Origin of the sequence: Streptomyces sp. NPDC053493 (genome assembly GCF_044544825.1) — a bacterium.
Taxonomy (GTDB): domain Bacteria; phylum Actinomycetota; class Actinomycetes; order Streptomycetales; family Streptomycetaceae; genus Streptomyces.
In genome coordinates this window covers 417,102-431,566 of the sequence record NZ_JBITXS010000002.1, presented here as the reverse complement: position 1 = coordinate 431,566, position 14,465 = coordinate 417,102, and the positions used below count along the sequence as shown (strand labels likewise).

The window sequence follows — 14,465 nt, the reverse complement described above, 5'->3', positions numbered from 1 at the left end:
GTCAGGCACCGCTCAGCACTTCTGCCGCGCCGGTGCGAGACCCACCGCTCCCCGCAGCGCTCCCGGAGCGCCCCGGCCCGGCGGTGCTCCCGGCAGCGCTCCCGGAGGAGCCGCCGGCGCCGCGCGCCGCCTCGATCGCCCAGTACACCGCCTCCGGCGTCGCGGGCGAGGCCAGCTCGACGGCGTTCCCGCCCGGCCCGAACGCGGCGGCGGCCTGCCGCAGCGCCTCGCGCACCGAGAAGGCCAGCATCAGCGGAGGCTCGCCCACGGCCTTGGAGCCGTAGACCGCGCCCTCCTCCGTGGCGTTCTCGAGCAGCCGGACGTGGAACTCCTCGGGCATCTCGGAGAAGCTCGGCAGTTTGTACGTGCTCGCGGCCTGGGTGAGCAGCCGGCCGCGCTGCGGCCCGTCACTCGCGTCCCAGCGCATGTCCTCCAGCGTCAGCCAGCCCGCGCCCTGCACGAAGCCGCCCTCGACCTGACCGATGTCGATCAGCGGCGACAGGCTGTCGCCGACGTCGTGCACGATGTCGACCCGCCGGACGCGGTACGCGCCGGTGAAGCCGTCCACCTCCACCTCGGCCGCCGCCGCGCCGTGCGCGAAGTACTTGAACGGCGAGCCCCGGAACGTCTTCGCGTCCCAGTGCAGGCCCTCGGTCCGGTAGAAACCGGCCGCCGACAGCTGGACCCGCTGGAAGTACGCGGTGCGCACCAGATCGTCCCAGGCCAGCTCCTGGTCGGCGCCGAGGGCGCGCGCGACGCCCTCCACGATCCGCACGTCGGAGGCGTGCGCGCCCAGCTGGGTCGCGGCCACCTGCAGCAGCCGCTCGCGCAGCTGCTCGCAGGCGTTCTTCACCGCGGCGCCGTTGAGGTCCGCCCCGGCGCTGGCGGCGGTGGCGGAGGTGTTGGGCACCTTGTCCGTACGCGTCGGAGCCAGCCGCACCTTGTGCAGCGGGATGCCCAGCGTGGTCGCGGCCACCTGCAGCATCTTGGTGTGCAGGCCCTGGCCCATCTCGGTGCCGCCGTGGTTGATCAGGACGGAGCCGTCCTTGTAGATCAGGACCAGCGCGCCGCCCTGGTTGAAGGCGGTGAGGTTGAACGAGATGCCGAACTTCAGGCCGGTGAGCGCGAGCGCCCGCTTGGTGTGCGGATGCGCCGCGTTGAAGGCGGCGATCTCGCGCTGCCGGTCGGCGATGCCGGCGTCGGCCTTGACCTGCTCCCAGACGGCGGTGATCCGTTCGGGCCGGACGACCGGCTGCCCGTACGGCGTGGACTGGCCCTCCCGGTAGAAGTTGCGCTCCCGCAGCTCCGTCGGGTCCAGGCCGAGCAGCGGCGCGCACCGGCCCATGATGTCCTCGATCACCAGCATGCCCTGCGGTCCGCCGAAGCCGCGGAAGGCGGTGTTGGAGACCTTGTTGGTCCGGGCGATGCGGCCGGCGATGCGCGCGTTGGGGATCCAGTACGTGTTGTCGATGTGGCACAGCGCGCGGGCCACGACCGGCTCGGACAGGTCCAGGCTCCAGCCGCCGTCCGCGGTGAGCGTGGCGTCCAGGGCCCGGATGCGGCCGTCGGCGTCGAAGCCGATCTTCCACTCGGCGTGGAAGCCGTGCCGCTTGCCGGACATGGTGAGGTCCTGGGTCCGGTTGAGCCGCACCCGCACCGGCCGGCCGGTCAGCTTGGCGCCGAGCGCGGCGACGGCCGCGAAGCCGTGCGGCTGCATCTCCTTGCCGCCGAAGCCGCCGCCCATCCGCAGGCACTGCACCGTCACCTCGTGGCTGTGCAGGCCGAGCACATGGGCGACGATCTCCTGCGTCTCCGAGGGATGCTGGGTGCTGCTCTGCACGAACACCTGCTCGGCCTCGTCGACATAGGCCAGCGCCGCGTGCGTCTCCAGGTAGAAGTGCTCCTGGTCGGAGAAGGTGAACTCGCCGGTGAACACGTGCGCGGAGTCGGCGAACCCGGCGTCGACGTCGCCGGTCAGCATCACGGGCCGGGCGCCGTGGAAGCTGCCCGCCGCGATCGCCTCCCGCAGCGTGACCAGCGAGGGCCGCTCGTCGAGCTCCACCTCCACGGCCGCCGCGCCGAGCCGGGCCGCCTCCAGCGTCTCGCCGAGCACCCAGGCGACGGCGTGGCCGTGGAACATCACCTCGTCGGGGAACAGCGGTTCGTCGTGCTTCATCCCGGCGTCGTTGACGCCGGGCACGTCGGCGCCGGTCAGCACGCGGACCACACCGGGCACGGCGAGCGCCGGTCCGGTGCGCAGCGCGGTGATCCGCCCGTGGGCCTTCATCACCTGGACCGGATAGGCGTGCAGCACGTCCTTGGTGCGGTGGACCAGGTCGTCGGTGTAGAGCGCGGTGCCGGTGACGTGCAGCGCGGCGCTCTCGTGCGGCATCGGGACACCGACGACGGACTTCTCGGGACGCTCGGACAGATGACTCATGACGACACCGCCTCGGTGGTTCGCGCGTACAGCTTCAGCAGGCTCTGGCCGAGCATCGCGGAGCGATAGGCGGCGCTGGCCCGGTGGTCGTCCATCGGCGTGCCCTCTGCGCGCAGCACCGCGGCCGCGGCCTCGACGGTCGAGGACGTCCACGGCCGGCCCTCCAGAGCCGCCTCGGTGGCGAGGGCGCGGATCGGCGTGGCGGCCACACCGCCCAGGCCGATGCGCGCCTTGCGGACGACGCCGTCCTCGACGTCGAGCGCGAAGGCGACCGCCACGCTGGAGATGTCGTCGAAGCGGCGCTTCGCGATCTTGTGGAAGGCGGTGAGTCCGGACAGCGGCAGCGGGACGCGGACCGCGCGGATCAGCTCGCCGGGACGGCGCACGCTCTGCCGGTAGCCGGTGAAGTACTCCGCGAGCGGCACCTCGCGCTCACCGTCGGCGTCGGCGAGCACCACCGACGCCTCGAGGGCGAGCAGCACCGGCGGGCTGTCGCCGATGGGAGAGCCGGTGCCCAGATTGCCGCCGAGGGTGGCGCCGTTGCGGATGAGCCGGGACGCGAACTGCGGGAACAGCTCGGCGAGCAGCGGGACTTCGCCGTCGAGGCGGCGCTCGATCTCGGTGAGCGTGAGCGCCGCGCCGATCTCGACGCCGTCGGACGTGACGCGCAGCTCGCGCAGTTCGGGCAGCCGGTCGACGGCCACCACGCAATCGGCCCTTCGGGAGCGGATGTTGACCTCCACGCCCCAGTCGGTGGAACCGGCGACGACCACCGCGTCGGGCCGCTCGCGCAGCAGGCGCAGCGTCTCGGCGAGGGTGTCCTTGCGCAGGAACGCGCGGCCGTCCCGGGTGTACGCGGTGGCGACCGGCGCGGGCGGGTCCTGCTCGCGGCGGCGGGCCAGCGGGTCGTCGTCGGCGGGCGCGCCGACGGCGAACGCGGCGTCGCGGATCGGCCGGTAGCCGGTGCAGCGGCACAGGTTTCCGCTCAGCGCGTGCAGATCGAAGCCGTTCGGACCGTGCTCGGCGTCAGCGGCGGCGGAGTCGGCGGCGGTGCCGGTGCCGGCGGCGGCGGTGCCGGTGTCGTGGGCATCGGTCGTGTCCGCGTGCGCGCAACGGTCGGGGCGGTAGTACTCGGCGGCCATGCTGCACACGAATCCCGGTGTGCAGTAACCGCATTGGGAGCCGCCGCGGACGGCCATCTCCTCCTGCACCGGGTGCAGCGTGGGCGCCGTGCCGGGCGCGCCGGGAGTGGCGAGGCCCTCGGAGGTGACGACCTCCTGCCCGTCGAGCGCCGCGACCGGCACCAGGCAGGCGTTGACCGCCACCCAGTCGGTGGGCTTGTGCACGCCGGGCCGGGCCACCAGGACCGAACAGGCCCCGCATTCGCCTTCGGCGCAGCCCTCCTTGGTGCCCGTGAGACCGCGCTCGCGCAGGAAGTCCAGCACGGTGGTGTGAGGAGCGGCCGGTGAGATCGGTGTTTCTCGTCCGTTGACCGTGATCCGCATGCTATTCGCCAATGTCAGGCAGCTTTCTGTGTTCGGAGGCGCCACGGGAGCCAGGATCGGGCGCGCGCGACGGCACGCGACAGCGACGTGCCGGGAAGGGAGACGGGAGACCAGGAAGGAGACCAGGAAGGGTGCACCCGGAAGACAGACCAGGGAGGTGCCGGCGACATGCCGGGGACGTGCCGTGGACGGCACGTCGCAAAGGCGCGTTCTTTAGGCGCCGTGGGCGATGCGACCCGGGATCCAGACCGTGGTGTGGGCGAGGCGGCTCAGATCGGAGCTGGTGTACATCCGCGAGTCGCCTCCTTCCGGTCGTCACAGGGCGTCATGGGTCGACGTCCACCGCAAATTAGTTGCTGCGGTCACCCAGGTCAAGAGGCCCGAGGACGGCGCGGCCCCGACGGTGGACGCGTTCACCCGGGCCCGGCCCGCCGTTGGGCATCATGTCCCGGGTGAGCACTCATCGACCGCGCGGCCCGTACGCCAAGACCGCCGCCCGGCGGCGGGAGATCCTCGACGCCGCGCTCGCCGCCTACGCCGAGGCGGGCAGCCGCGGCGTGTCCGTACGGGACATCGCCCAGCGGGTCGGGATGACCGACGCGGGCGTCCTGCACCACTTCGGCAGCCGCGAGGCGCTGCTCACGGCGGTGATCGAGGCGCGCGACACCGCCGCGGCCGAGACGTACAGCCCGGAGACCGTGCTCTGGCGCACGGAACTGCTCACGCGGAACGCGGCCACGCCCGGCCTGGTCAAGCTCTTCCTCGACATCGCCGCGGCCGCCGCCGACCCGGACCACCCGGGCCACGCCTTCTTCACGGAGCGCTACCGCGCTCTGCGCACCCAGCTCGCCGCGCTGCTGCTCGGCGGCCCGCCGGCCGACCGGCACGAGCCGGCGGACGAAGAGCCGGTGGACGAAGAGCCGGCGGACGACGAGCCGGCCGCCCGCGAGCCTGCGGCCGCGCGCGACGCCGACTGGGCGGCCCGGGTCCTGCTGGCCGCGACGGACGGGATCCAGCTCCAGTGGCTCCTCGAGCCGTCCATCGACATGGCCGGGGACATCGGCCTGCTGCGGGACGTGCTCCTGGAGGTCCTGGATCAGCCGAAGGCGTAGGGCCGTACCGCCCGAGCCCCCTCCGGCTGCCAGGCCTCGTCCGCCAGTGCGACGGCGTCCGGTGCCAGGGTCACGGCCACCCGGGTGCCGTGCGCCGTCCGGTCGATCACGCAGTCCGGCGCGTACGACCGTACGAGGAGCAGGCCGCGGCCGCCGCAGGCCGCGGAGTCGTGGTCGCCGGCGAAGCGCGGCCGCCGGGGCCGCCACCGACCGGTGTCCCGCACCTGGAGGCTGACCACGGGCCCGCGGGCCGTGAGGAGCACGGCGACGTCGGGGCTGCCGCTGTGCCGGACCGCGTTGGCGACGAGCTCGGTCGTGACGAGGGCCAGGGCCTCGTCGGCCCGGTCACCCAGCTCCCAGCGGCGTGCCGTGTCACGGACGAAGCGCCGCAGCAGCGGCACCACCTCGACGGTCGCCGGCATCACGCACAAGGCGCTGCGGTCCTGCTGCACGGAGAGGGGCATGAGGGGGCTCCTTTGCGCCTGGGGGGCGGGGCGCGGGGCGGTGGGGGAGGGACCGCCCGGTTCCTCCACGGTAGGTATCAAAACCTTGCATGTCTAGGTTTTTGCCGACGCGACTGCGCCTCCGACCGGGAGGTCCGGTCGGAGGCGCAGGTCAGGTGCCGTTCACCGGCGAGAGGTGGGTTCAGGCCGTCGGGGTCCAGCGCTGGGCCGCCGAGGTGGTGCAGGTCGCGAGCGTCAGCTTCGTACCGTTGGCCGTGCCCGAGCCGGCCGGGGTGAGGCAGCGTCCGCCGCTGGTCACGGTCGCCTGGGCGCCGAGCTGCCACTGCTGGCCGGCCGAGCCGTCACAGGCCTGGACCGTGACGGTGGTGCCGGAGCCGTCGAGGCAGACACCGTCCTTGCCGGTCAGCGTGCCGGCGGCGGTGAACGTCCAGCGCTGGTTGGCGCCGCCGTGGCATCCGTACAGCGCGGGCTCGGTGCCGGGCGTGGTCGCGCTGTAGGGCAGGTCCACGCACGACCCGGAGGCTGCGCCCACCAGCATCGCGTCCGAGGGGAGCGCGGTGGCGGCGCCGGTCGCGGAGATCTCGGCCGCGCTGGTCCACGGGCCGCTGTCGCCCGCCTCCGACAGGGCCTTCAGCCGCAGGTAGCGGCCCGTCCTCGGAGCGAAGGAGACCTTCTTCTCCGTGGCGTCGTCGGCCCAGCTGCCGCTCGCGACCGGAGTGCCCCAACTCGCGGTCGTGTCCGACACGTAGACCTCGTACGACCCGATGCGGCCGTTGCCGCCGCCGTCCTGCCGCGGCAGGTAGGACAGGCTGTCCACGTCGTAGCGCCTGCCGAGGTCGATCTGGATCTCGTGGGGCAGCGGGGCGGCGGCGCCGGTCGAGTAGGCGGTGTGCCACAGGGTGGCCGGGTCGCCGTCGACGGCGTTGGCGGCGGCCCCGTTCTCGGCCTTGGTCTCCGCGCTGTCGGCGTACGCCACCTTCCACGCGGCCTTGGGGATCGGCGCCCCGGACGCGGGCACGCCGGTGGCCGGAAGGAGCCGGACTCCGGTGGCGGTGACCGTGAACGCGCCCGACTTCGAGCCGGTCTTGACCGACAGGGTGCCGGAGCGGTCCGCCGGGTCGAAGAACCAGCCGGTCGCGGCCGCGTCGTAGGCGGCCTTGGAGGTCAGCGTGGGCAGGGCCGTGCCGTCGACGGTGACGCCGGCCGGCGCTCCGGCCGCGTGCACGGTGAACTCGTAACCCCGGGACGCGGGCTTGCCGTTGTACGCGCCGGTGCTCGCGCCGACGGCGATCCGCACGTCACCGGTGCCGGAGGCGGGCGCGGAGACGTCGACCTTCTGCTTGGCGTAGGCGCCGGTCTGGTACTGACGGGTGAGGCCGTCGTCCTCGTAGAGCGTGAAGCTGGAGTCGCCGCGCGGGTACACGTCGTACGTGAGCGTGGAGACGGGCTTCTCTCCGGTGTAGTTCATCTGCGGCCACATCGGCACGATGCCGCCGCCCTTGACGAACAGGGGAAGGGTGTCGAGCGGGGCGTCGTAGCCGTTCAGCCAGCCCGGGCCGCTGTAGGTCCGGCCGGTCCAGTAGTCGGTCCAGGTGCCGGCCGGCAGATAGATGCCGTTGCGGGTCGTGGTGTCCGTGACGACGGGCGCCACGAGCAGCGAGTCGCCGGTCATGAACTGACCGCTCGTCTGGTTCCCGCGCGCGACCGGGTCGTCCGGGTACTCCAGCACCATGGCGCGCAGGGTCGGCGTGCCGGTCTCGGTGGCGACCCGGCTCATGGAGTACATGTACGGCATCAGCCGCATCTTCAGCTTGAGGTACTTGCGGTTGATGGAGAGGTACGGCTCGGAGAAGCGCCAGGGCTGCTTGTCCTGGTAGCCGGCGCCGGGATTGGTCGCGCCCCAGCCGGACATGGTCATGAAGACCGGCGTCAGCGCCTTCCACTGGAGGTCGCGGACATAGGTCTTCGGGCTGCCCTGGAAGATGCCGTCGACGTCTCCGGAGGCGTAGTTGAGGCCGGACAGGCCGGCGCCGGTGACGGCGGGGACGTGCCAGCGCATGGCGTCCCAGGTGCCGGGCGTGTCACCGGTCCACACGATCGCGTTGCGCTGGGTGCCGGCCCAGCCGTCGACGGTCCACACGTAGCGGCGGGCGTCGGAGTTCTTCTCGATGCCGTCGACGGCCTGCTGCACGCCCTCGAAGGCGTACTTGTAGCCGCCGCCGATCCAGGCCACGTCGGTCTTCACGCCGCGCGAACCGGCCGTGCCGACCTCGGTGCCGATGTTCGCGAGACCGGTGGAGGTCCACAGGCCGGTCTGGAAGCCCTTCGCCCGGAGGGCGTCGACCGTGCTCTTGAGCGGCGCCGTGTAGCCGCAGCCGTAGCCGTCGTTCGGCAGGAACCAGCCGGAGGGCATGTCGGCCGCGCGGGCGTCGGAGGCGTAGCCGACCACGTCGGGCGTGGTCTGGTGGCGCAGCCGGCCGTGGTCGCCGGTGTAGTCGGGGTTGGAGGCATTCCAGCAGTCGGCGTTGCCCAGCTCGAAGCCCCACAGCGGCGCGAGGAACGGCTTGCCGCTCACGTCCGTGTACGCGTCGAGGACGCCCTTGAGGGAGTCCTCGACGAAGTACCAGGCGTCGAACCGGCTCTCGTTGTGGGTGAAGGTGCCGGGCGCGCCGAAGGTGTAGCTGCCCGGGGCCCAGGTGTTGCGCATGACGCCGTAGTTGTTGGTCGACATGTAGAACGGCGCGGGGCTGGCGTTGTGGTTCTCCAGCCACTTGTTGCTGCCCGAGACCGGCACGGTCTTGCCGCGCAGCGCCCACTCGCCGAGCCGCAGGCCGGTGCCGTAGTACTGCTCGTCGGCGCCCTGGGTGAGGTACTGGCTGGTCTGCGTGCCCGTCCACGACAGCGGCTGGGACTCGGCCCACACGAGGGTGGTGTTGTCGGCGCGGTAGACGGAGAAGCGCAGCGGCGACTTGTTGACCCGGATGTTCAGGGCGGGAGTGGTGATCCTGTAGTACGTGCCGGCGTCCGTGACGCTCGTCGTGACGGCGCCGAAGTCGGTGTCCGTGGCGAGGGCCTTGCCCGCCGGGTCGTCCGTGAAGGTGCCGTTCGGCGACAGCCAGATCCGGAAGATGTCCTGGCGGGCGACCGTGACCCGGGCCTTGGCCGCGGTCGAGGTGCTGATCGTGAAGGTGCTGCCGGACTGGCTGACGCCGGTGGCGTCGCCGGCCGTCGTCGCCGAGGCCTGCGGCGCCGGTCCGGCGAGGGTGAGGACCGCCGCCACCATGGCCGCGACCAGGCCGAGGACGGCAGGGCGTCTGCCTCTGCCCGGGCCTCTGCCTCTGTTTCGTATCGAAGAGCGTTCTCGCATCACCGCCGCCTTTCGCGGGCCGACACCGCCGAGTGGTCCGCGACATGACAGCAGGCCCGCTCAAATGACGTCAAGTGATCGTTACAGCCATTCTGCAATCAAAAAAAAACAGAACAGTGCGCAAAAGATGATCGAGACCTGGCGTTCCCGAGACTTCCGCGCTGCTCAGGCGCGCTGCCTCATGATCGGAGCTGTGCATGCTTGCTCGAAACTGCGCATGAGGTCTATAAACGAGTCATCTTCAATCATGTGCGGTCGGGTTTCCGCCGCCACGCCTTCCGGAGGCCCCGTGAGCCACGCCGACGTCGACACGGCCGACCCGCCACCGGCCACCCACGTCATCGCCCTGGACGTCGGCGGCACCTACATCAAAGGCGGCACCCTCGGCGCGGGCGACACGGCCCTGAAGAACGCCGAACGCTGGCACACGCGCGCCGACCGCGGCGCCGAGGCCGTCCTCGAGACCGTCCTCGCCTGCGCCGCCGAACTCCTGGAGCGCTGCCCGGACGCCCGCGCCGCCGGCGTCGTCGTCCCCGGCATCGTCGACGAGGACACGGGACTCGCCGTCCTCGCCGCGAACCTCGGCTGGCGCGGCGTGCCCCTGCAGGACTGGCTGTCCGAACACCTCGACCTGCCCGTCGCGTTCGGGCACGACGTACGCGCCGGAGGCCTGGCCGAGGCACGGGCCGGCGCCGGCCGCGGCTGCGCCGACTTCCTCTTCGTACCCGTCGGCACGGGCATCGCCGCCGCCGCGTTCAGCCGCGGCAGGCCGCTCACCGGCGGCCACGGCCGGGCCGGCGAGCTCGGCCACGTCGTCGTCCGGCCCGACGGCGAACGCTGCCACTGCGGCGGCCGCGGCTGCCTGGAGACCGTGGCGTCGGCCGCCGCCGTCGCCCGCCGCTACGCCCGCGCCACCGGCTGGCGCGGCATCACGGCCCGGGACGTCCGGCACCGCGCCGACGCCGGCGACACGGTGGCGGCCGAGATCTGGACCGAGGCCGTCGAAGCGCTCGCCGACGCCCTGGCCACCGCGGTCACCCTCTACGACCCCGAGCGCGTCGTCGTCGGCGGCGGCCTCGCGCGGGCCGGCGAGGCGTATCTGGCGCCGCTGCGCGCGGCCCTCGCCCGACGCCTCACCTTCCAGACCGTCCCGGAACTGACCGGCGCCCTGCTCGGCGACCGGGCCGGCTGCACCGGCGCGGCCCTCCTCGCACACGACCTGCTGCTCCGGACGGAGGTACCCGCGTGATCGTCACCGTCACCCTCAACGCGGCCCTGGACATCACCCACCACGTCGACCGCCTCCTTCCGCACGCCGCGCACCGCGTCCGCGACGTCGGCGCCCGGGCCGGCGGCAAGGGCGTCAACGTGTCACGCGTCCTGCACACCCTGGGCCGCCCCACGCTCGTCACCGGCCTGGCCGGCGGACCGACCGGCGAGGCGGTGCGCCGCGACCTCGACCGGGCGGGCCTGCCGCAGCGCCTCACCCCGATCAGCGGCGAGACCCGCCGCACCGTCGCGGTCGTCGACGCGCACACCGGCGACACGACGACCCTGCTCGAACCCGGCCCGGCCGTCCGCCCGGACGAGTGGCGCAGCTTCCTGGCCTGCTTCGACGAGATCCTCGACGGCTCACGGGGCGTGCCCGGCCCGCTCGCCGTCGTGCTGTCCGGCAGCCTGCCGCCCGGCGTCCCGGAGGACGCCTACGCGACCCTCGTCCTCGCCGCCCGCGCCCGCGGCGTCCCGGCGGTTCTCGACACCAGCGGCCCGGCGCTCCACCGCGCGCTCCCGGCCGGCCCGGCCCTCGTCAAGCCGAACGCGGACGAACTCGCCGAGGCCACCGGCGAGTCGGACCCGTACCGGGCCGCCCACGCGCTGCGCTTCGCCGGCGCCGAGGCGGTCGTTGCCTCCCTCGGCCCGGACGGCGTCCTCGCCGTCACCGGTTCCGGCACCTGGCGGGCCGCGCCGCCCGAGCGGCTGCGCGGCAACCCGACCGGCGCGGGCGACGCGGCCGTCGCCGCCCTCACCCGGGGCCTGGTGGCCGGTGTCCCCTGGCCCGAGCGGCTGGCCGAGGCCGTCGCCCTGTCCGCATCCGCCGTCGCCGCCCCACTGGCCGGCTCCTTCGACCCACTCGTCCACCGCCGCCTGCGCGGCGCCGTGGAGGTCCGGCCCGTCCCGTAGACCACGACCACGGTTCACGCGGTCCGGCCCGTGCCGCCGACGGTCCGGGCTGCGCTGCCGGGGGGCGCAGGGCGTCGCGGGTGGTCCCGCCCGCGCTGCCGGGGCTCGCACGGCGGCGCCGGTGGTCCCGCCCGCGCTGCCGGCGGTCCGAGCCGCGACGAGCTGGGCCGTTCCCCTGTCGCCGACGGTCTCGATACCGCCGCCGGTGGTCCGCACGGCGCCGCCCGCGGTCCCGCTCGCGGTGGGCGGGGCTCGCCGTCCCGTCGCTGCCTCCGCCGGGACGTACGTGCCGCCTGCCAGGATGTGAGCCCAGACCCCGCCGCTCACCCCCACCCGCCCCACCCTGCGAGTCGCCGTGATCGCCCTGTTCGCCCTGCCGTCCCTGCTGTTCCTCTGGGTTCTCGTGTCGGACCGGCTGGAGCGGTGGAGCATCACCGCGCCGATCACCTTCGCCGGGGCGGGCATCCTGATCAGCGGCGGCGGCCATCCGGCCGTGCCGCTCGACATGGACACCCACAACTTCCACCGGGCCGTCGAGCTCGTCCTCGCGGTCATGCTGTTCACGGACGCCACCGAGGCCCGGGACTACGCCGGACTGCGCGGCCCGGTCGGCGGCGGGCGGCTGCTCGGGCTCGCGCTCCCCGGCTCGCTGGTCCTCGCCACGCTGGCCGGCGCCCTGGTCTTCCCGGGCACGAGCTGGTGGCTGCTCGCCGTGGCGGCCCTCGTCGTCATGCCCACCGACCTCGCGCCGGTCCTGATGCTCCTGCGCGACACCCGCGTGCCCCTGCGCGTGCGGGCGGCGCTCAACTTCGAGGGCGGCTTCAACGACGGCCTGATCTCGCCGCTCTTCGTGTTCTGCGTCGCCAACCTCGTCTCGGCCGAGGGCGACTCGATCGGCGACCTGCTCCTGAACGCCCTCAAGGGTTCGGTGTACGCGGCGGCCGTCGGCTCGGTCCTCGGCTACCTGGCCGCCCGGCTGGCGGCACGGTCCCTGGCATCCGGCTGGGCCCGGCCCGCGAGCCTGCGCTTCGCGGCCCTGGCGCTGCCCTTCCTGACCTACGCCGCCTCCGTGCTCCTCGGCGGCAACGGCTTCGTCGCGGCGTTCGTCGCCGGCCTGTGGTACGCCCACGGCGCGCACGTGACCGGCGGCGACTCGCTCCACCTCGTGCACGACGTCGGCCAGCTGCTGGCCCTGGCCGTCTGGTACGCCTTCGGGGCACTCACCACGCAGGTGTTCGCCGGCGGCCTCACCGCCCAGCTCCTCGCCTACGCGGTCCTGGTCCTCGTCGTGGCCCGCTTCGTGCCCGTGCTCGCCTCGCTCGCCGGCAGCGGCTTCAGCCGGGCCGAGCGGGTCGCGATCGGCTGGTTCGGCCCGCGCGGCGTCACCTCGATCGTCTTCGCGGTCCTCGCCTACCTCCAGCTTCGGGCGGACGACGCGGCCTTCGTGGTGAACGTGACGGCCGCGACCGTCCTGCTCAGCGTGATCGTCCACGGAGTGACCGGCGAACCCGTCGGCCGCTGGTTCGCGCGGCACCCGCGGCCCGGCGCACCGGCCGCGTCGGCCGACCACGGCCGGTGACGCGGCCCCGCCCCGCCGCCGAGGGCGCGGGCGGGGCCGAGGACGTAGCCGAAGCTCCTACGACGCGGAAGCGCGCCGCCCGCCCTTGCGCCCGGCGCCGTCCGCGGCCGCGCCACGGCCCGACGCCCGGCGCGATCCCGCGCCGGCGCCACCCGCCGTACGCTCGGCGGACCTGCGCGACCCGGAGCCCGCGCCGCCCGCCGTCCGCTCGGCGCCCCGGCGCGAGCCGCCGGCCGAGCCCTGCGCCGTACGGTCCGCCGTCCGGCGCGAGCCCGCCGCACGCTCCGGCGTGCCGGCCGCTCCCGCCTTCGCCGCGGTCCCGTTCGTCCTGCCGCCGCGCTTCGGCGCCGTCGTCTCGGCGGCCGCGCCGCCCTCGCCCCGACGCCGCCGCGGCCGCCGGCCGGGCTCGCCGTCCTTCCGGGCCGGACGGGCCGCCTTCGCCGCCGGAGGCTCCGGCACCTCCAGCGTGACGGGCACCCCGGACGGCTCCCGGGCGCCGGTGAGGTCCGCGAGGACCGGGTCGCCCGACGTGAGACGGGTGGTACGCGGCTGGATGCCCGCGTGCGACATGAGCCGGGCGACCTCCTGCTTCTGCTGGGGCAGGACCAGCGTGACGACGCTGCCCGAACCGCCGGCGCGCGCCGTGCGCCCGCCCCGGTGGAGGTAGTCCTTGTGGTCGGTCGGCGGGTCGACGTTCACGACCAGGTCGAGATCGTCCACGTGGATGCCGCGGGCCGCCACGTTGGTCGCCACCAGCGCCGTCACCTGACCGGTGCGGAACTGGTCCAGGGTGCGGGTCCGCTGCGACTGCGAGCGCCCGCCGTGCAGCGCCGCCGCCCGCACACCCGCGGTCAGCAGCCGCTTGGCGAGCCGGTCGGCGGACCGCTTGGTGTCGAGGAAGAGGATCACCCGGCCGTCCCGCGCCGCGATGCGGGTGGTGACGGCCTTCTTGTCGGTCTCGTCCAGCACGTGGAACAGATGGTGGTCCATCGTGGTGACCGCCCCGGCGGACGGGTCCACGGAGTGCACCACCGGATCGGTCAGGAAGCCCTGCACCAGGCGGTCGATGTTGCTGTCCAGCGTGGCCGAGAACAGCATCCGCTGGCCGTCGCCGCGCACCTGCCGCATCACCTTGGTGATCTGCGGCAGGAAGCCGAGGTCGGTCATCTGGTCGGCCTCGTCGAGGACCGTGATCCGGACCTCGTCCAGCCGGCAGTCCCCGCGTTCCACGAGATCGTTGAGCCGGCCCGGCGTGGCCACGAGCACCTCGACGCCGCGCCGCAGCGCGGCGGCCTGCCGGGAGATCGAGAGACCGCCGACGACGGTCGTCATCCGGAGGTTGACGGCCGTCGCGTACGGGGACAGCGCGTCCGTCACCTGCTGCGCGAGCTCACGGGTGGGCACGAGGACCAGGGCGAGCGGGGCCCGGGACTCGGCGCGCTGACCCGCCGTCCGCGCGAGCAGCGCGAGGCCGAACGCGAGCGTCTTGCCGGAACCGGTGCGTCCACGGCCCAGCAGGTCACGGCCGGCCAGCGAGTTCGGCAGCGTGGCGGCCTGGATGGGGAACGGCTCGGTCACGCCCTGTGCGGTGAGCGTCGCGAGCAGTCCCGCCGGCATGTCGAGGGCACCGAACTCCTCGACCGCGGGGAGAGCCGGGGACGTGTTCTGCGGGAGCCGGAACTCCTTGGGCGCCGCGACGGAGGGAGCGGACGACGGCGTACGGCGGTTCGGCTTCTGGGCCCTGCGGGACATGCGGAGGTATGGCCTTCCTGGAAACAGCACGAACCGGGGTCCGCACGCGTCGTGCGGACCCCGGT

General features: G+C 73.9%; 9 protein-coding genes. 4 read left to right on the top strand and 5 right to left on the bottom strand.

Translation table 11 applies throughout. The features are described from left to right. Position 1: 1 nt before the first annotated feature. Positions 2-2,440, bottom strand: coding sequence for a xanthine dehydrogenase molybdopterin binding subunit (xdhB, locus tag ACIGO8_RS07590; protein ID WP_399725406.1), 2,439 nt, complete (start codon positions 2,438-2,440; stop codon positions 2-4). After that, entirely contained in the window at positions 2,437-3,945 is a 1,509-nt protein-coding gene (locus ACIGO8_RS07585; protein ID WP_399725404.1) for a xanthine dehydrogenase small subunit, read from the bottom strand. Before ACIGO8_RS07585 ends, xdhB begins: the two co-directional genes overlap by 4 nt. Positions 3,946-4,397: 452 nt before the next feature. On the opposite strand from ACIGO8_RS07585, the gene ACIGO8_RS07580 reads away from it, so the two are divergent. Continuing rightward, the gene (locus ACIGO8_RS07580) at positions 4,398-5,057 is read left to right on the top strand and encodes a TetR/AcrR family transcriptional regulator (protein WP_399725401.1); all 660 of its coding nucleotides are present in this window, start codon (positions 4,398-4,400) and stop codon (positions 5,055-5,057) included. On the opposite strand, the gene ACIGO8_RS07575 is transcribed toward ACIGO8_RS07580, so the two are convergent. Next, positions 5,042-5,521, bottom strand: coding sequence for an ATP-binding protein (locus tag ACIGO8_RS07575; RefSeq protein ID WP_399725398.1), 480 nt, complete (start codon positions 5,519-5,521; stop codon positions 5,042-5,044). The two genes, ACIGO8_RS07580 and ACIGO8_RS07575, sit on opposite strands and share 16 nt — an antisense overlap. Before the next feature lie 181 nt (positions 5,522-5,702). Further along, positions 5,703-8,804: a TIM-barrel domain-containing protein gene (locus tag ACIGO8_RS07570; RefSeq protein ID WP_399725395.1), complete on the bottom strand. Its 3,102-nt coding sequence runs from the start codon at positions 8,802-8,804 to the stop codon at positions 5,703-5,705. A 373-nt stretch (positions 8,805-9,177) separates the two neighbouring features. Between ACIGO8_RS07570 and ACIGO8_RS07565 the strand changes: the two genes are divergently transcribed. The 3 genes from ACIGO8_RS07565 to ACIGO8_RS07555 all read left to right on the top strand — a co-directional run bounded on the left by ACIGO8_RS07565 (position 9,178) and on the right by ACIGO8_RS07555 (position 12,648). Beyond that, positions 9,178-10,137 (top strand): ROK family protein, encoded by a 960-nt coding sequence (locus tag ACIGO8_RS07565; protein WP_399725392.1) that lies wholly within the window; start codon positions 9,178-9,180, stop codon positions 10,135-10,137. Then, positions 10,134-11,069, top strand: a complete 936-nt coding sequence (locus ACIGO8_RS07560) for a 1-phosphofructokinase family hexose kinase (protein ID WP_399725389.1) — start codon at positions 10,134-10,136, stop codon at positions 11,067-11,069. Before ACIGO8_RS07565 ends, ACIGO8_RS07560 begins: the two co-directional genes overlap by 4 nt. A gap of 355 nt (positions 11,070-11,424) precedes the next feature. Continuing rightward, on the top strand, positions 11,425-12,648 hold the full coding sequence (locus ACIGO8_RS07555; RefSeq protein WP_399725386.1) for a cation:proton antiporter: 1,224 nt from the start codon (positions 11,425-11,427) through the stop codon (positions 12,646-12,648). Positions 12,649-12,705: 57 nt separating this feature from the next. Here the strand turns inward: ACIGO8_RS07555 and ACIGO8_RS07550 are convergent, their stop codons facing one another. Further along, the gene (locus ACIGO8_RS07550; protein ID WP_399725382.1) at positions 12,706-14,400 is read right to left on the bottom strand and encodes a DEAD/DEAH box helicase; all 1,695 of its coding nucleotides are present in this window, start codon (positions 14,398-14,400) and stop codon (positions 12,706-12,708) included. Positions 14,401-14,465 lie beyond the last annotated feature (65 nt).